The sequence below is a fragment of the Shewanella algae genome (assembly GCF_009183365.2).
Classification (GTDB): Bacteria; Pseudomonadota; Gammaproteobacteria; order Enterobacterales; family Shewanellaceae; genus Shewanella; species Shewanella algae.
The window spans coordinates 3,910,313-3,927,701 of sequence record NZ_CP068230.1; the positions used below are offsets into that span (position 1 = coordinate 3,910,313).

At 56.0% G+C, this 17,389-nt stretch carries 15 protein-coding genes and 1 riboswitch; of the genes, 11 read left to right on the forward strand and 4 right to left on the reverse strand.

The annotated features are described in order from the left end of the window. Positions 1 to 75 precede the first annotated feature (75 nt). Positions 76 to 984 carry a LysR substrate-binding domain-containing protein gene (locus E1N14_RS17560; protein WP_025008977.1) on the forward strand — a complete coding sequence of 303 codons (909 nt, stop codon included), beginning with the start codon at positions 76 to 78 and terminating at the stop codon, positions 982 to 984. Here the strand turns inward: E1N14_RS17560 and E1N14_RS17565 are convergent. Beyond that, positions 969 to 2,336 (reverse strand): alanine/glycine:cation symporter family protein, encoded by a 1,368-nt coding sequence (locus E1N14_RS17565; protein WP_025008976.1) that lies wholly within the window; start codon positions 2,334 to 2,336, stop codon positions 969 to 971. The genes E1N14_RS17560 and E1N14_RS17565 overlap by 16 nt on opposite strands. Before the next feature lie 117 nt (positions 2,337 to 2,453). Then, positions 2,454 to 2,554: riboswitch (glycine riboswitch) on the reverse strand. Between the two features lie 355 nt (positions 2,555 to 2,909). Here E1N14_RS17565 and E1N14_RS17570 point away from each other — a divergent pair. The 8 genes from E1N14_RS17570 to E1N14_RS17605 all read left to right on the forward strand — a co-directional run bounded on the left by E1N14_RS17570 (position 2,910) and on the right by E1N14_RS17605 (position 12,479). Then, positions 2,910 to 3,575: an ABC transporter ATP-binding protein gene (locus tag E1N14_RS17570; RefSeq protein WP_062793582.1), complete on the forward strand. Its 666-nt coding sequence runs from the start codon at positions 2,910 to 2,912 to the stop codon at positions 3,573 to 3,575. Continuing rightward, entirely contained in the window at positions 3,568 to 6,141 is a 2,574-nt protein-coding gene (locus E1N14_RS17575; protein WP_062793583.1) for an FtsX-like permease family protein, read from the forward strand. Before E1N14_RS17570 ends, E1N14_RS17575 begins: the two co-directional genes overlap by 8 nt. Further along, complete coding sequence (locus E1N14_RS17580) at positions 6,141 to 7,316, forward strand: carotenoid 1,2-hydratase (protein ID WP_025008974.1); 1,176 nt, start codon at positions 6,141 to 6,143, stop codon at positions 7,314 to 7,316. Before E1N14_RS17575 ends, E1N14_RS17580 begins: the two co-directional genes overlap by 1 nt. 257 nt (positions 7,317 to 7,573) lie before the next feature. After that, positions 7,574 to 7,873 (forward strand): chaperone NapD, encoded by a 300-nt coding sequence (locus E1N14_RS17585; protein WP_025889977.1) that lies wholly within the window; start codon positions 7,574 to 7,576, stop codon positions 7,871 to 7,873. Beyond that, a complete protein-coding gene (gene napA / locus E1N14_RS17590; protein WP_025008973.1) occupies positions 7,870 to 10,353 on the forward strand; it encodes a nitrate reductase catalytic subunit NapA in 2,484 nt (827 codons plus the stop codon). Before E1N14_RS17585 ends, napA begins: the two co-directional genes overlap by 4 nt. A 10-nt stretch (positions 10,354 to 10,363) precedes the next feature. Further along, positions 10,364 to 11,107, forward strand: coding sequence for a ferredoxin-type protein NapG (gene napG / locus E1N14_RS17595; protein WP_025008972.1), 744 nt, complete (start codon positions 10,364 to 10,366; stop codon positions 11,105 to 11,107). Further along, entirely contained in the window at positions 11,104 to 12,042 is a 939-nt protein-coding gene (gene napH / locus E1N14_RS17600) for a quinol dehydrogenase ferredoxin subunit NapH (protein WP_025008971.1), read from the forward strand. Before napG ends, napH begins: the two co-directional genes overlap by 4 nt. Then, positions 12,039 to 12,479, forward strand: a complete 441-nt coding sequence (locus tag E1N14_RS17605; protein WP_025008970.1) for a nitrate reductase cytochrome c-type subunit — start codon at positions 12,039 to 12,041, stop codon at positions 12,477 to 12,479. The genes napH and E1N14_RS17605 overlap by 4 nt, the downstream gene beginning before the upstream one ends. A gap of 107 nt (positions 12,480 to 12,586) precedes the next feature. Here E1N14_RS17605 and E1N14_RS17610 read toward each other — a convergent pair whose 3' ends face one another. After that, entirely contained in the window at positions 12,587 to 13,222 is a 636-nt protein-coding gene (locus E1N14_RS17610) for a class I SAM-dependent methyltransferase (protein WP_062793584.1), read from the reverse strand. Positions 13,223 to 13,904: 682 nt separating this feature from the next. Here E1N14_RS17610 and E1N14_RS17615 point away from each other — a divergent pair. After that, positions 13,905 to 14,531 carry an imm11 family protein gene (locus tag E1N14_RS17615; protein WP_025008969.1) on the forward strand — a complete coding sequence of 209 codons (627 nt, stop codon included), beginning with the start codon at positions 13,905 to 13,907 and terminating at the stop codon, positions 14,529 to 14,531. Positions 14,532 to 14,782: 251 nt separating this feature from the next. On the opposite strand, the gene E1N14_RS17620 is transcribed toward E1N14_RS17615, so the two are convergent. Continuing rightward, positions 14,783 to 15,775: an aldo/keto reductase gene (locus tag E1N14_RS17620; RefSeq protein ID WP_025008968.1), complete on the reverse strand. Its 993-nt coding sequence runs from the start codon at positions 15,773 to 15,775 to the stop codon at positions 14,783 to 14,785. 96 nt (positions 15,776 to 15,871) lie between these two features. Here E1N14_RS17620 and E1N14_RS17625 point away from each other — a divergent pair, with 96 nt between their 5' ends. Beyond that, complete coding sequence (locus E1N14_RS17625; protein WP_062793585.1) at positions 15,872 to 16,804, forward strand: LysR family transcriptional regulator; 933 nt, start codon at positions 15,872 to 15,874, stop codon at positions 16,802 to 16,804. A gap of 63 nt (positions 16,805 to 16,867) precedes the next feature. Here E1N14_RS17625 and E1N14_RS17630 read toward each other — a convergent pair whose 3' ends face one another. Further along, positions 16,868 to 17,341, reverse strand: a complete 474-nt coding sequence (locus E1N14_RS17630; protein WP_025008967.1) for an SPFH domain-containing protein — start codon at positions 17,339 to 17,341, stop codon at positions 16,868 to 16,870. Between the last annotated feature and the right edge of the window lie 48 nt (positions 17,342 to 17,389).

Genomic DNA, 17,389 nt, shown 5'->3' on the forward strand with positions numbered 1-17,389 from the left:
TGACCAAATGCATTTTGCTGCGGCGCCCACCGTAAAACCAACGATGATTTCTTACCATTAAAATAAGTACAACTTATGGAACACTTAGATCACTTCAAGGGACTGCGCTGCCTGGAAGCGGCGGCGCGGCACAAGAGCTACACCCAAGCCGCAGAAGAGTTACATATCACCCAAGCGGCGGTCAGCCAACAGCTACGCTTGCTGGAGGCTCACCTGGGGATCAAACTCTTTATTCGCCGCGGTCGCAGCATGCAGCCCACCAGCCGTGCTCAGCAGCTGGCCGATACCCTGACGGCGGCATTCGGCTCCATCGGCTCCTGCTGGCAAGAGATACAATGTCAGGGGGTTCCAGGAGAGCTCAACATCACGACAACTCAGTCCTTTGCCTCCTTGATCCTGCTGCCGAATCTTGGGCAGTTCAATCGGCTGCATCCGGAAATCAAGGTCAGGGTCTGGGCCTCGAGTCAGCTGGAAGATCTCCAACACGGAGAGATGGATATCGGGATACGTTTTGGTGACATTGACGCGGGTGAGCTTTACTGTCGTCACCTGTTCGACGATGACACTGTGCCCCTGTGTTCCAGCCAACTGGCACAGGAGCAAGCACTCACCCAAGCCTCGCAACTGAGCCAATGCTGGCTTATTGATGCCGACGACAAGCCGGGACAGGATTGGCTGGCCTGGTTTGCGGCGGCAGGTATCACGCCGGATACCCAGGCGCTCAATTGGGTGCGGGTCGCCAATCTGGATATGGCACTGAGCACGGCGCTGTCAGGCCACGGGGTGTTTTTAGGCTCCCGCCTGATGGCCCAGCAATATATCCGCGCCGGTACGCTCACGGCGCCTCTGCCGCAGGTGCTACCGGGTGGGATCCGCTATCACCTCTTGTATCACGCCGCCTCACCCAAACTGGCCAGGATAAGGCGGTTTGAAGACTGGTTACAGGCCTTGATTGCTTCGCTCAAGGCTCAGGTATCGGCCTGAGGCAGGGCCTCATCACCGCAGCCGCGCAGACGCTGAAAATAACTGCGGGTTTCTGCCAGCACCAGGTGGCGCAGACCTATAATGGCAATCAGATTGGGTATCGCCATCAAGCCATTGACTATGTCGGCGAGCAGCCAGATGAGATCCAGCGTGATAAAGGCGCCCGAGGCAATAAGCCCGAGAAAAACCCAGCGATAGAGCGGGATCCAGCGGCCCTTGGTGAGATAGCTCCAGCAGCGATCGCCATAATAGTTCCAGCCAAGAATAGTGGTAAAGGCGAAACACACCAGCGCCACAGTCACCAAATACTGGCCAATCAGCGGCGTGGTGGCACTGGAAAAAGCAGCACTGGTCATGCCTGCCCCGGCGGTATCGCCATTCCAGACACCGGTAAGAATAAGCACCAAGCCGGTCATGGTGCAGATGATGATGGTATCGAAGAAGGTGCCCGTCATACTCACCAGTCCCTGCTCAACCGGCTCCTTGGTTTTGGCGGCTGCCGCCGCTATCGGGGCACTGCCCAAACCCGACTCGTTGGAGAACACTCCGCGAGCAATCCCGGTTTGAATCGCCAGGGCGATACCGGCCCCCAAAAAGCCACCGCCAGCCGCCACCGGATTGAAGGCGGAATGCAACACCAGCGCTATCGCATCCGGAATCGCCTCGCTGGCGCTCAGCAGCACCCAAAGACAGGCAACCACATAGCCTATAGCCATAGTGGGCACCAACTTTTGTGCCACAGCCGCAATCCGTTTAACACCCCCTAAGGTCACGGCAGCCACCAGCGAGGTCAGCACCACGGCCGTGCTCCAGGCTGGCACATCAAAGGCGATGGTCAGGGCTTCGGAAATCGCATTGACCTGGGCAAAAGTCCCGATACCGAAAAAAGCGACACCGACACCGAAAACCGCAAACAGCTTGGCCAGCCAGCCGAGCCCCAGGCCTTTTTCTATGTAGTACATGGGGCCACCGGCGATGTTACCGTGGCGATCTGTGGTGCGAAACTTAAGCGCCAATAGACACTCGGCATACTTGGTGGCCATGCCAAACAAGGCGGCAATCCACATCCAGAACAGGGCGCCGGGGCCACCGAGTTTGATGGCAGTAGCCACCCCGACAATATTGCCCGTGCCTATGGTGGCCGACAGTGCGGTACAGAGGGCGGCAAAAGAGGAGAGTTCCCCTTTGCCATTGGCGGGTTTGAACAGCAACTGCAGCGCCAGCGGCAGACGCAACAGTTGAATGAATCCCAGCCTGAAGCTCAGATAAATACCGGTTCCCACCAACAAGACTAAGGTGGCAGGTCCCCAGACAATAGCGTTTATCTGGGTAAGAAGTGCATGAAAATCCATAGATTCCTCAGTTATTAAACATCAAAATTAATAAACGGAGGAGGAAAAGAAATGGCTGCGAAACCGCGGCAGCAGAGGCCAAAAGCGAAAGATCACCAGAGGCAAGGCGGTGCAATCATCCTCTCCTCTGTCCTTTTGCCTGAGCGTTTCGCGCCGGCCTAAGCCGGCACTTTCGCCTTCGGCGCCGGGGCATGCCCGGTCTCTCCAGAGGCTCGTCCAGTAACAGTCCACGCCGTCAATGCTGACCGGCACCTGAAAGAGTACCTCCAACCGGGTTAACCGGTGGAAATTGCCTCGTCGGTGTGGGGGCGATTCCCCACTCTCCTGCTACCTTCATCCGAACGGATTGCCACGTTATTTGTGGCAGGTGGCACAGTTTGCGCCTAAATGGCCCCCGGCTCAAGGGGCAAAGCCGACTCGCGCCCTGTTTGCTGCAAAAAATTTGACCTTGGCCTACACCCCGAGCGACCGAACCAGGTTCGGTTTACGCGGTAACAACAGCTGAAAGTCGAGTTCACCGATTGAAAAAACTTGTTATGCTGTAGCAGATTACTGCGGGTCACAGGAGTTCAAATGCAGAGCCAGGTGTTGCTGGAAGGGGTAAGCAAAGGATTTTTGGACGGCGATCGCCCCCACAGGGTGCTGGCAAATCTCAGCCTGGAGATAAAACCCGGCGAGACGGTGGCATTGACCGGCCCCAGCGGCAGCGGCAAGAGCACACTGCTGAATCTGATAGCCGGTTTTGAGCACCCGGATCAGGGCCGCATTCTGCTGGCAGGTCAAGACAGCAGCCGCTGGCAGGACAAACAGTGGAGCGCATTTCGCCGCCGTCATCTGGGGGTGGTGTTCCAGCAATTCAACCTACTTACGCCACTCAATGTTCGCGACAATATTCTTTTTCCCCTGTCGCTGCTCGGTGAAGGCTGGCAAGCCTGGTGCGATCACCTGGTACAGGCACTGGGGCTGACGCCACTGTTGAACCGGGAAGTCGAAAGCCTCAGTGGTGGTCAACAGCAGAGAGTCGCCATTGCCCGCGCCCTGGCCCATAGGCCTGAATTGCTTCTGGCCGATGAACCGACAGGCAACCTTGATGCCGCCGCCGGTGATGAGGTGATGCAGCTTTTGTGCGCTCTCGCCGCCGATGCCGGCAGCGCCATTCTGATGGTCACCCACAGCGAAACGGCCGCCGCCTATATGCAGCGCCGCTGGCACCTGCAGCAAGGGCGCATTCATGAGTGACACAGGGGCGCTAACCACAATCAAGTTGGCCTGGCAGGCCCTGAAAGTCACCCTGGCCCACTATCGCAAGGCACCACTGCAAGCCGGCGCCATACTGCTGGGAGTGGTGTTGGCGGTGACTCTGCTGATTGGCGTCAAGGCCACCAACGACAACGCCATCAACAGCTACCGTGAGGCGGGCGAAGCCCTGGGACAACAGGCCAGCCTGTTTATCACCCCCAAGGCCCGCGGGGCCAGCCTCGATGAAGCACTCTATTTTCAACTGCGCCAAAGCGGCATCCAGGCACTGCCGGTGATCAGCGGCGTCCTTGACGACGCTCAGGGTCGCCAGTGGCAAGTGGAAGGCAGCGATATCATTGCCGCCCTCGGCACCTTCGAGCAAAAGGGCAATGGCCGCAACCATCTGCCCTTGAATAGACTGCTCGCCGGTGAGCCCATCATTGTCATGAGTGACAGCCTGCATCAAGGACTCAAGGCGCTGCCAACCCTATCCCTCGGTGGGCGTACGCTCGAAGTGCTGGCGCTCGCCGACTCACAGCAGCTCGGTAACCGCCTCTATCTGGATATCTCGCTGGCCCAGCAGCTATTAAAGCGCGAAGGCACCCTCAGCTATATCGCCCTCTTTGGCGAGCCGCAAAGACTCAAAGAGCGACTCAAGCAAAGCGGAGTGCCGCTGGGTAAGCTGAATATCAGCGAGCAGGACAGGGGCGCCGCCCTGACCGCGCTCACCCGCAGTTTTCATTTGAACCTCAACGCCATGGGGATGTTGGCCTTCGTGGTGGGGCTGTTTATCGCCTACAACGGCGTACGCTACAGCCTGATGAAACGCCGCCGTTTGTTGCTCTTGTTGCTCAAGCAGGGCCTGGGACGGCGCGCCCTGATGCTGGCGCTGCTGCTGGAGTTGTTGCTGCTGGTGTTCATTGGCTCGGCCAGCGGCTTTATTCTGGCGCTGCAGCTCAGCCAGTGGCTGCAGCCCATGGTGGCGCTGACCTTGGAGCAACTCTATGGTGCGACTCTGCTACCGGGGAACTGGCGCTGGCAATGGCTGGCCGAAGGCGCCGGTCTGACACTTATCGCCGCACTGCTGGCCTGCGTGCCCCTGTATCTTGAGCTGTGTCATCAGAGCCTGGCGCAAAATACCCAGAGCCAATGGCATGCCCACAGGCACAGAAGCATGCATAAACGCCTGTTTCTCATCGGGGTTGCGCTGCTTGCCCTGACTGCGCTGCTTTACCCCTTGAGCCAAACCCACCAACACAGCCTGGGCTTGATGGGGCTCTTGACCCTGGCTATCCCGCTGCTGTTGCCGCAACTGTTGCAGTCTTTACTCGGGCTATTGGCGCGGCTGTTTCCGTCCGGGCTCAGCAAGTACGCCATCGCCGATACCCGAGAGCTGGTGGCACCGCTGGCGCTGGCCATGATGGCGCTGCTACTGGCCCTGTGTGCCAATATCGCCATGAATACCCTGGTAGGCAGCTTTGACAAGACCCTCAGAAGTTGGCTCGACACCCGCCTGCATGCCGAGCTTTATATCCGCCCGGGCGCCGGCAATATGGCGAAGCTGGAGCATTTTCTTGAGCAGCAAGCCCCCGGACTGGCTCACTTCTACCAATGGCAGGCGCCCTTCTATGCCAAGGGGAGCGGCAATACGCTGGAGATAAACCTTATCAGCCGGGACGCCGACTCTATCGCGCGCACCACAGCGCTGAAAACCCCAGCCCAGGCTCAGGTGCAAGGAGCCCAAAACCAGCCACAGCAAGCGCTGCTGACGGTGATCCAAGGCCAGGCTCTGGCTATCAGCGAGCCCTTGGCCCTGACGCTGGGGCTGGCGCCGGGCGACCAGCTCAGCCTCTGCCCGGATAAGGAATGTAAGACACCACTGATCCTACCCATCAGCGCCATCTATTACGACTATGGCAATCCCAAGGGGGAGGTCCTGCTGGCACAATCCCTCTGGCAAGAGCTTAAGCTGCCAACTGAAGCCGTTAGCCTGGCGGTGAGTGGTATAGCAACAAGTGCAGAAAGGGCCAAGGGGGCAGGACTCACAAGCATTGCCGCCCTAGAGCGCGCCCTCATTCAAGAGCTTGGACTCAGCCCGGTACAGGTCTACAGCCAGCAAAAAATTCGCGATGAGGCGATTCGGGTCTTCAACAAGACCTTCAGCATTACCCTGGTACTCAACACCCTGACCTTACTGGTGGCCGCCGTGGGGCTTTTCAGTGCCGTGCTGATGCTGACCCAGTCCCGCCAGGCGAGCCTCGCCATGTTACGCTCGCTCGGGCTTACCCGTGGCCGACTTTTGTCTATGTTGCTATTGCAGATGCTGCTGGTAGTGCTGCTCACCTGTCTGTTGGCCCTGCCCATGGGGGCGATTCTCGGTTACCTGCTTATCCATAAGGTGACGCTGCAGGCCTTCGGCTGGACCATAGCCATGCAGTGGGACTGGCTGGCCTATGGCCGGGTGGTGCTTTTGTCGCTGCTGTGCTGCATCCTGGCGGTGATAGTTCCCCTCTACTGGCAGAGCCGCCGCTCTCTGGTCTCCAGCCTGCAACAGGAGGTGCTCTAATGCGATTGATTACAATGTGGTGGCGTGCCGTAGCGTCCTTGTTAGCGGGTCTACTGCTGGGCGGCGCTGTGCTGAGTGGCTGCGATAAGGCTCAGCAGCAAGACTCACGGGCCATGAGCCGGGTGATGGGTACAGCGAGCGAAGGTTATGCGAAAGTCGAGCCAGGCGCGGCGCTGCAGTTTCCAAAAGATCACCTGTCCCACCCCAAGTTTCGTCAGGAGTGGTGGTATCTGACCGCCAATCTGACCACGCAAAGCGGTGAGCCCCTCGGGCTGCAATGGACTCAGTTTCGTATCGCCCTCTCCCCGGATGAACCTGAATCCAGCTCTCCCTGGGCGACGAATCAGCTTTATATGGCTCACAGTGCACTGAGCTTTCAACATAGTCACCAAAGCGCCGAGCGCTGGGCCAGGGGCGCGCTTGCCGTGCCCCAAGGCAAAGCAGCCCATCCCCAGGGAGCCCAGGACAAAGCTCAAGCCGGAGCCATGGGCTTGCCGCTCAGGGTCTGGCTCGATAACTGGCGCTGGCAAAGCCAGGCGGTAAGCGGCCCCAATAGCGGGCTGTTTCCCGCCAGTTTACAGGTCAGCGAAGAGGACTTTGCCTTCGAGTTGCAACTCGATAGCCAAGCCGAGCTGCAGATTCAGGGAGATAAGGGTTTCAGCCGTAAAAATGCCGCCGGCACTGTGGCCTCTTATTACTACAGCCAGCCTTTTATTCGGGTCAAAGGCAGAGTGCGCCACAAGGAGCAATGGCTGCAGGTATCCGGCAATGCCTGGCTCGATAGGGAGTGGAGCTCAGAATTTCTCAGTCGCGGCCAACAGGGCTGGGACTGGTTCGCCTTGCGGCTCGATGATGGCTCGGCCTTGATGCTATTTCAGCTCAGAGAGCAGGAAAACAAAGCCTTTTTCAGCGGCAAGCGCATGTATCCCGACGGCAGTGGCCACCCGCTGGCGCTCGATGATATCAGCCTCAACGTCAAGGACTGGCAACAAACGGCCAGCGGTCGCTACCCTGTCGCCTGGCAACTGGAGCTGCCGGGAGAGTCTCTGTCTCTGACTCTGGAAGCCCTCAATCCCAATGCCGCCATGAACCTGTCTATCCCCTACTGGGAGGGGCCCATCACCATCAAGGGCACACAAACAGGCGTGGGTTATATGGAGCTGACCGGCTATTGAATAACCCACTTTAGGTAGTAAACAAGAACTATTCTCAAAATGGCGTTGCATTAATATTGCAGGAGTCAAGCGGCTAATCTGTTTAAATTTCAAACTTGGATTCAGATCACATTGAAAATGTTGATCCGGATCGCCAATCGCTTTCATTACCTCTCAAGAGGTATACCCACATTTTTAATGAGGTCTAGACTTTGATTCAGTTCCGGTGACTCGGCCCATGCCGTGCCAGTCGCCCTTACCTGTCGAGGTGAGCCTCAATGAAGCAACAAACAGAGATGGAATACCATGTCACCAGTCTGGTGGTGCATGCCGCTCCGGGAACCCTGGAGGCGGTGACCACTGCCATCCAGGCCCTTGAAGGCGCCGAAGTCCACGCCAGCAGCCCAGAAGGCAAATTGGTAGTCACCCTCGAAGGCGAAAGCCAGGGCGAGATCCTGGATAACGTCGAAGCAATCAACCGTCTGCCCGGGATACTGTCCAGCAGTCTTATCTATCATCAGGTCGATTCTGAGCCTGTCAGTCAAACAAAAGAAATAAAGAGTGAGGAAACACCATGAGCATAAGCCGCCGCGAGTTTCTTAAAGCCAACGCCGCCGTTGCCGCCGCCACGGCCGTTGGAGTCACTCTGCCAGTGAAAGTCGTCGAAGCCGCTGAGCAGAAAGACAATATCAAATGGGACAAGGCCCCCTGCCGATTCTGCGGTGTCGGCTGCTCTGTGCTGGTAGGCACAAAAGAGGGCAAGGTCGTCGCCACCAAGGGCGATCCTGAGAGCCCGGTCAACAAGGGCCTGAACTGCATCAAGGGCTACTTCCTGTCGAAAATCATGTACGGAAAAGACCGTCTGACCACTCCACTGCTGCGGATGAAAGACGGCCAGTATGCCAAAGACGGTGAATTCACCCCCGTGAGCTGGGACAAGGCCTTCGATGTGATGGCAGAAAAGTGGAAGCACTCGCTCAACACCAAGGGCCCGACTTCTGTGGGCATGTTCGGCTCAGGCCAGTGGACCATTTGGGAAGGCTACGCCGCCTCCAAGCTGCACAAGGCAGGTTTCCGCACCAACAATATCGACCCCAATGCCCGCCACTGTATGGCCTCGGCCGTGGTCGGCTTTATGCGTACCTTTGGTATCGATGAACCCATGGGTTGTTATGACGACCTGGAAGCCGCCGATCACTTTGTGCTCTGGGGCGCCAACATGGCCGAGATGCACCCCATCCTTTGGGCCCGCCTGTCGGATCGCCGTCTGAGCCACCCCGACGGTAAGGTGCATGTACTGTCTACCTTCGAGAACCGCTCGTTCGATTTGGCCGACAACCCGATAGTGTTCAAGCCCCAGTCCGATCTGGTTATCCTCAACTATATCGCCAACTACATCATCCAAAACGGCGCGGTCAACAAGGACTTCGTCAACAAGCACACCAAGTTTGCCCTGGGTGTGGATGACATAGGTTATGGCCTGCGTCCGGATCATCCGCTGGAGAAAAAAGCCAAGAACCCGGGTAACGGCAAGTTCAGCGATATCAGCTTCGATGAGTACGCCAAGTTTGTCAGCCGCTACACTCTGGAATACGCCAGCGAGATGAGCGGCGTGGAGAAAGAGCGCCTGCTGGAGCTGGCCAAGGCCTATGCCGATCCCAAGGTCAAGGTAATGAGCCTGTGGACCATGGGTATCAATCAACACGTGCGTGGGGTTTGGGCCAACAACATGCTCTATAACCTGCACCTGTTGACCGGCAAGATTGCCACTCCGGGTAACAGCCCCTTCTCTCTCACAGGCCAGCCCTCTGCCTGTGGTACCGCCCGTGAAGTCGGCACCTTTGCCCACCGTCTGCCCGCCGATATGGTGGTCAACAACGACAAACACCGCGCCATCACAGAAAAGGCCTGGCAGCTGCCTGAAGGCACTATTCCGCCCAAGCCAGGTTTCCACGCCGTGTTGCAGAGTCGGATGCTGAAAGACGGCAAGCTCAACTGCTACTGGACCATGTGTACCAACAATATGCAGGCTGGCCCCAATATCAACGATGAAATCTATCCCGGTTTCCGTAACCCGGAAAACTTTATCGTGGTGTCAGATCCATACCCAACAGTAACCGCCATGGCGGCCGACCTGATCCTGCCTACCGCCATGTGGGTCGAGAAAGAAGGTGCCTATGGTAACGCCGAGCGCCGCACCCATATGTGGCACCAGCAGGTGAAAGCCCCTGAAGGTGCCAAGTCGGATCTGTGGCAGCTGATGGAGTTCGCCAAGCGCTTCAAGGTAGAGGAAGTCTGGCCCGCCGAACTGATTGCCAAGAAACCTGAATACGCCGGCAAGAACCTCTATGAAGTGCTGTTCGCCAATGGCGTGATCAACAAGTTCCCCGCCAGCGACTGTCAGGCCGAGCTCAACGATGAATCTGAACACTTCGGCTTCTATGTGCAGAAGGGGATCTTCGAAGAATACGCCGCCTTCGGTCGCGGCCATGGTCACGATCTGGCTCAGTTCGACCGCTACCACGAAACCCGCGGTCTGCGTTGGCCGGTAGTGGATGGCAAGGAAACCCTGCGCCGCTTCGTTGAAGGTTCTGACCCTTACGTTAAACCGGGTTCAGGCTATCAGTTCTACGGTAAGCCAGATGGCAAGGCGGTGATCTTCGCCCTGCCCTACGAACCGGCCGCCGAAGAGCCCAACAGTGAATACGATCTGTGGATGAGCACAGGCCGGGTGCTGGAGCACTGGCACACAGGTTCAATGACCGCCAGGGTACCCGAGTTGTACCGCGCCTATCCGGATGCGCAGATCTTCATGCATCCTGATGATGCCAAGAGCCGTGGCCTCAAGCGTGGTGATGAAGTCATCGTCGCCTCGCCTCGCGGCGAAGTGAAGACCCGGGTTGAAACCAAGGGCCGTAACAAGCCGCCCAAAGGCGTGGTGTTCATGCCCTTCTTCGATGCCCGTCAATTGGTCAACAAGCTGGTACTGGACGCCACCGACCCTCTGTCCAAAGAGACAGACTTCAAGAAGTGTCCGGTCAAAGTGATGAAGGCCTGAGGCAGCAGTAATGGGTGACAAACGCAATAGTGTCAATAACATCAATCGTCGCCAGTTTCTGGCGACCACGGCCAAAGCCGGCTGTGTGATGGGGTTGGCCGGGCTGGGGATATCAGCGCTGGCCAAGTCCCAGTCGCTGGCGCCCCAGGCGATACGTCCCCCGGGCGCCCTCGCCGAGGACGCCTTTCTCTCGGCCTGTGTTCGCTGTGGCCTCTGTGTCGAGGCCTGTCCCTATGACACCCTGAAACTGGCGCGTTGGTTTGAAGGGGCAGCCACAGGCACGCCTTTCTTCAGCGCCCGCAGTATCCCCTGCGAGATGTGCGAGGACATTCCCTGTACCCGCGCCTGTCCCAGTGGGGCACTGGATACCGGCCTCGAGAAAATCGAGGATGCCAGAATGGGCACAGCCGTACTAATCGATGAGAAAAACTGCCTTAACTTCAAAGGCCTGAGATGTGATGTCTGCTACCGTGTCTGCCCGCTCATCGATGAGGCCATCACCCTTGAGCGTGCCCGCAATGAGCGCAGTGGCCACCACGCCATGTTTATTCCTACCGTGCATGCCGATATCTGTACCGGGTGCGGCAAGTGTGAACATGCCTGCGTTTTGGAAGAACCGGCGATCAAGGTGCTGCCGCAGAAACTCGCCAGCGGCAAGACCGCCAAGCACGACACTTACATCGACACGGAAAAGACCACCCTGGAGATGCTCAATCAAGGGCTGCCCGGACTGGGTAACGGAGGGGCAATATGAGTCGAAGAAAACATCAAAGCTCAGACGCCTTTGCCGCCGATGCCATCGCCACCCTGGGTTGGTGGAAGGCACACAGGTTCCTGCTACTCAGACGCTTGTCACAACTGAGCGTTTTGCTGCTGTTTGCCATAGGGCCACTGTTTGGCCTCTGGCTGCTGAAAGGCAACCTGTCGGCCAGCCTGTTACTGGACACAGTGCCGCTGGCCGATCCGCTGGTGACGCTGCAGAGCCTGGCCAGTGGCCATCTGCCGGAACTGAGCCTGCTGCTCGGCGCCGCCATTGTCGCCCTGGGTTATGGCCTGCTGGGTGGACGGGTGTTCTGCAGCTGGGTCTGCCCGGTCAACATGGTGACAGATACGGCCGCCTGGCTCAGACGCAAGTTGGGCTTGCCCAGATTGCCCGAGCTGCCAAGGTCGCTGCGCTACTATCTGCTGGTATTGGTGTTGTTCTTGCCCCCACTGACCGGCCTGTTGGCCTGGGAGTGGCTCAACCCGGTTCCCGTGGCCTACCGAGCCTTGTTGTTCGGTGGCTTCAGTGGCCTGTGGCTGCTGCTGGCGATACTGCTGCTGGATCTGTTCGTCAGCGAACGCGCCTGGTGCAGCCACCTGTGCCCAAGTGGCGCCCTCTACAGCCTGCTGGGCAAGCTGCGACTGGTCAATATCGAGGCGGTAAGAGCCAACGACTGCAACAACTGTATGGACTGTTTTACCGTGTGTCCCGAACGGCAGGTGCTCAAACCCGCCCTCAAGGGAAGCAACCCTACGATAACCAGTACCGATTGCACCCTCTGCGGCCGTTGTATCGATGTCTGTGCCAAGAAGGTCTTTGAGTTTGATACGCCATTAACCCGGCTCTCACCCAAGGGTGAAGCCAAAGACAAATCCAACAAAATAGATTGCAACCGAATTGCCACCAAGGCGGAGAACAAGCAATGAAAAAAACACTCAGCGCAGCCGCGATGCTGCTGGCACTCAGCGCCTGCTCAGGACAGCAGGCAGAAACGGCTCAGCCGGTTAACGTCAGTTCTCTTGGCGGTGGCGATGCAGAGATTAGCTCTGTACGCCCGGCCGATGCCATGCCTTCCTATCCAATGCGTGGCAATGTCATAGAGCGCAACTACGCCGAGCAGCCGCCGCTCATTCCTCACAAGGCCGACTACCCCATCAGCCTGAAGAAAAACAGCTGCATGAACTGCCATGACTGGAGCAAGGCCAAGCGCATGAAGGCAACGCCTGTGGCCAAGTCCCATGTTATCGACGACAAGGGCACCCTCAATGGACAGAACTATTTCTGTACCCAGTGCCATGTGCCTCAGGCCGATAACAAGCAACCGCTGGTGGAAAATAACTTCAGCACTGGCGCTGCCAACTGATAGCGAGAAAAACCGGGTCGCTGCTTCCTGGAGGCGCCCCGGTTTCAAGGTACAGCCCCAAAGGGATTGGGGCTTGCCTGCCCTTTCCAGCCCCTCACTTTGATGCCTCAGTTTTTCTGAAAAATGGCAATCCGTCGCTCATCGACAAAACATAAGTTCAAAGCAAACGTCTCACAGAGCCAGTCCAATGTTGCACGATGGAAGAAACTGCAATGGGTAGGATCCCGGGTATAGTGCCAGTCATAAAACTGGGCTTCACTCTGCCAGCGGTCTGTCATTATGCCTAAATAGCCCCCAGGAACCAGACGTGCCAGCAGCGCGATTATCTCGGCGGCAGGCCTGTGCAAGTGCTCGAAACACTCGCTGGAGAGAATAAAGTCATACTGCGCCTGCAATGGATTGGGGAAAAACAGCGGGTCGAAATCGTCACACGCTATCCCTTCCCGGGCAAGGAGTTTTGATAGTGTCGGCCCAGGGCCACAGCCAAAGTCCAGTCCCTGCATACCCGGGCGCAGAAAGGTCATCGCCGGCGTCAACAGGCGCTGCAAAAAGCCCACATAGCCGGGGTCGTCAATGCTGTTCTCGTGGGTATCGTAAAACTGCTGCTCCTCATTCAAGGGCAGCAAATGCGCAGGGTCGAGAAAGATGAGCCGACACTCTGGGCAGAGAAAATAACGTCTGGCAACCCTGGCGGGAACTGTCTGTTTAGGCTGGGTGTTGGCACACAAGGGACATGGATTCATCGATGACTCGGTTCACTTTAACGGCTTTGGTTTTACAGCCTTGGCCTAAAGGCTTTAACTCGGGCTTGGCTCAGTACTTTAGCTCGGCGTTTGGCTGTCAGGCTTAAGCCTTCTCGTTTGCCCGCAACAGCCGCCGCCAAAAACTGCGCCTACTCTAACAAACCCCAACCCCGGCTCCTAGAGCTTAATCAGCAAGACGCAACAACCACTGTTCCCAAGATTCAGGCAAAAGTCGTAGAGTTTCACCCCACAGCTGCCGCGGGCTTTCGTCCTGGCGACTTTTCGGCATGCCATAAAATCATCCCTGATGGCGCCACTCTGGCATCCCAGCCTCTCTCGTAAGCCTGTCACTACGCGCCCAAGAGGGGCTCAGCGTCCTACGGATGATTCCCGGCGAACATACTGTCAAACATGCACGCGACCTTAGGTTTACACTCCACAAAATCACCACAACCATATGATAGATAATATTTTTTTAATAAAATCTGTTATAGAAAATAAGTTTGGGCATTATCCGTTGCGCAAATCCTGTAAGATGTGGGCATCGCGCATGGTGCTGTATCTGATAGTTTTTTGGAAAAATGAGTTACATGGCCATGCGTGTCTACTGAATTGAATAAAAAGGGAATTGTCCGAATTTCCATGGAAATAATTGTCACACAGTTTAGATAGAGGAACTTTTTTGAATATTCATGAAGAATCTTATTACATTGTTTACCCAGACTATGAATTTGATGAATATAAAACTGACTTAATCCCAACATCATATACTGCCAATACTAACTGGGATTTTGAAAAGCTAAATGTGGAGTCGGAAACCCTCTCTTTTGTATCAAAAAATGATAACTTAAATTTCCTAATGGAAGATTACGCCTTGGCGTTTAGTGTTCCAAACTTCATAGTGACATCAAAACTTAAAGAGCTTATTGAATCAGGTCTTTATGGTAGCCAGTTTGTCCCAGCAATTATTCAGGACAAGCAAAACAACTCAGTTAAAGGGCTGTGGGCACTCAATACATTTAAGACGTTAAATTGTATTGATCTGAATAGAAGTAAATTCTACATGCCAGGTAATGGCTCGACTAACATTGATGGATTTACGATTCATGCTGATATGGATAACTATCGTTTTCGTGAAGATGTCTTAGATGCAATACCAGAAGCTGAGCGATTGATTTTCCAAGTTGCGGGTACATCATTAGGGGAAATATTCGTCCATCAAAAAGTGGTTGATATATTTAAAGAACATAATGTAAAAGGAATAAATTTCTTTAAAGTCAGTGAATTCGTGGATGGTGAACAATATTAGGGAAGATGCGAATAAGTCCTCGTGGCCTTTTCTTTTGTAGAGAGTGGCTTACCATTCCTGGCTATTGCTCGTAGCCAGTCGCTACAAGACACTCGCCGCTCCCGAGGGCATGGTTCGGTAGAAATGGGGCGGTATCCACTCGCCCCTTTCCAAACCTCCGCCCCCTGCACTCAGTGACGTAGCGGCCCTGACCTATGGTTAAGGGTTAGGCACAATTGAACTTGTGTAAAGCTCCCTTCAAGTTAACCCCACTACTCATTGGGTAACAGCGGCATCATCTGTGCGCCATAACGGCTCCCAGCTACTGCTATGATGGGAAACGCCTCTTCGATGGCCGCCAGCTCGTCTCGGCCTAGAGTCAGAGCGCAAGCCTGAATATTATCCTCAAGATAGCGCCGCCGTTTGGTGCCAAACAGAGGGATCAGATGCTCATTGCGGCTGAGCAGCCATGCCAGCGCCAGCTGTGACGAACTGCAACCTCGGCTTTCAGCCAGTGCCTTGATGGCATCCACCAGTGCCAGATTACGTTCAAAGTTCTCCCCCTGAAATCTTGGATGAGAGCGCCTGAAATCATCGGCAGCAAAGTCGTCTATGCTGCGAATAGCACCGCTGAGAAAACCTCTCCCCAGAGGGCTGTAGGCAACAAAACCTATTCCCAGCTCTTGGCAAAGCGGCAATACCTTGCTTTCAGGATCCCGGCTCCAGAGAGAATATTCACTCTGCACCGCTGTAATGGGATGCACCTTGTGGGCGCGGCGCAGCCTGTCGCTGTCCACTTCACTCAAGCCCAGATAGCGCACCTTGCCCTGCTGCACCAACTCGGCCATGGCACCGACAGTTTCCTCTATCGGTACCTCGGGATCCATTCTGTGCTGGTAATAGAGATCGATATAATCTGTCCCCAAACGTTTGAGACTGGCTTCCACAGAGCGGCAGACATACTCGGGGCGGCCATTGACGCCGCGCTTGTGCACATCTGCTTCATCCCTGACTATGCCAAATTTACTGGCAAGAAAGATCTGCTGCCTACGGCCTTTGAGCGCTTGTGCCAACAGTTCTTCATTGCGAAAAGGTCCGTAAACATCGGCGGTATCCCAAAAGTTGACGCCGCGCTCCAGCGCCAGATCCAGCGTTGCCAAGGACTCTGCATCACTGGCCGGACCGTAAAACTCACTCATGCCCATGCATCCCAGCGCCAGCGCCGATACTTCCGGTCCCTTGCTACCCAGTTTTCGTGTTTTCATCTGTTACCTCCATTGAACTGCCAACAGCATCTTTGTTTTTACCTTTGGGATAAATAACGCTATAACAGCCAGTGTATTCCAAAATCACGAACAATCATGGATAGACTGCAAACCCTGAATATCTTTCGCCGGGTCGCCGAGACGCGAAGTTTCACCAAGGCTGCCAATTTACTCAATCTACCACGCTCGACCGTAACCCAGGCGGTGCAGCGGTTGGAGCAGCAACTCAAGGTACAGTTGCTGGTACGCACCACACGACAGGTCAGGTTGACCGAACAGGGCGAACAGGTGTTGGATAAGGCCTCGGCGCTGCTGGCAGACTGGGACGATCTTCAGGGCCTATTTGCCAAAGAAAGCTGCCCGGCGGGGCTACTTAGGATCAACATGCCCGCCAGACTCGCCCGATTGCTTATCTTGCCGGCCTTACCGGAATTTCATCAATGTTATCCGGACATAGAGCTGGAGCTTGGCGTTTCGGATCCGCGCATCGATATCATAGGTGAAGGGGTCGACCTGGCACTGCGGGCCGGCACACTGGAGGATAGCAACCTTATTGCCAGAAGTTTGGGAAGCTTTAAGATAGTCACGCTGGCAAGCCCGGATTATCTGGCGCGCTTCGGAGTTCCGCAAACGCCTTCGCAACTCAGTAACCACAAGATGGTGGGCTATCTGTTACCCGCAAGTGGTCGTATCGAGCCGCTGGAGTTCAGGCAAGAGGGGAAATACCATCAATACACCTTGCCCCAAAGCATAAGAACCAATGGTACAGATGCCTATATTGCCGCCGGATTGGCAGGCTTTGGTCTTATCCAGGTACCCACTTACGGTATAGCGCCACATTTGCAAAGTGGCGCTCTGGTGCCAGTGTTACAGCAGTATCCGCCGCAAACCATGCCACTGTCGCTTATCTATCCACGCAAACGCCACCCCAGCCACAGACTGAAGCTGTTTATCGACTGGCTGGTGCAACGCTTCGGCGACAAGTTACCACATGAGGCCGACTCGGTACCGCTAACCTGGGACAACTGACTTGCCTCAGTTCAGCTAAACCGCACTCAGACTCGAGTAACGACCGGCTTGCCGGGCAACAAGCTATTTCCCGGGGGCTTTTCCCGCTTCCAGCAAAGGCAAGCCGGCCTCGGTTGGAATATAGATGCGCTCGCCCTTGCCTTCCTGCAGCCCCTTGATCCACACGTAACGCAGATAGGCTTCATTGCCCTTGAGTGACTCGCCGATAATCTTGTTGGCCTCGGCAGCCGCCTTGGCGCGCTCGATATCGGCCTGCCCTTCGGCCTTGGCTCTGGCGATCATTGCCCGTCCTTCCGCTTCAGCCAGGGTGACTTTGGCCTTGGCCTGCATCAGGGCCGCCTGTTCCCGAGCCTTGGCTTCCTCAATCAGGATCTGCTTGCTCCACTCTGCTTCCTTCAAAGCGGCGATGCCGTCCAGCTCCAGCTTATAGACCTTGTATTTAGGCCAGGCCCAAAAGGCCAGTAAGATCAGCAGTATGGCAACGGCTGCCATCAGAGCCAGGCTGCCGAGGGCTACGGCTTGTTTGTTTTGGTACATGGGCGCTCCTGCCACTTGAGATTATGCGGCATTTTAAAACATGGAGCG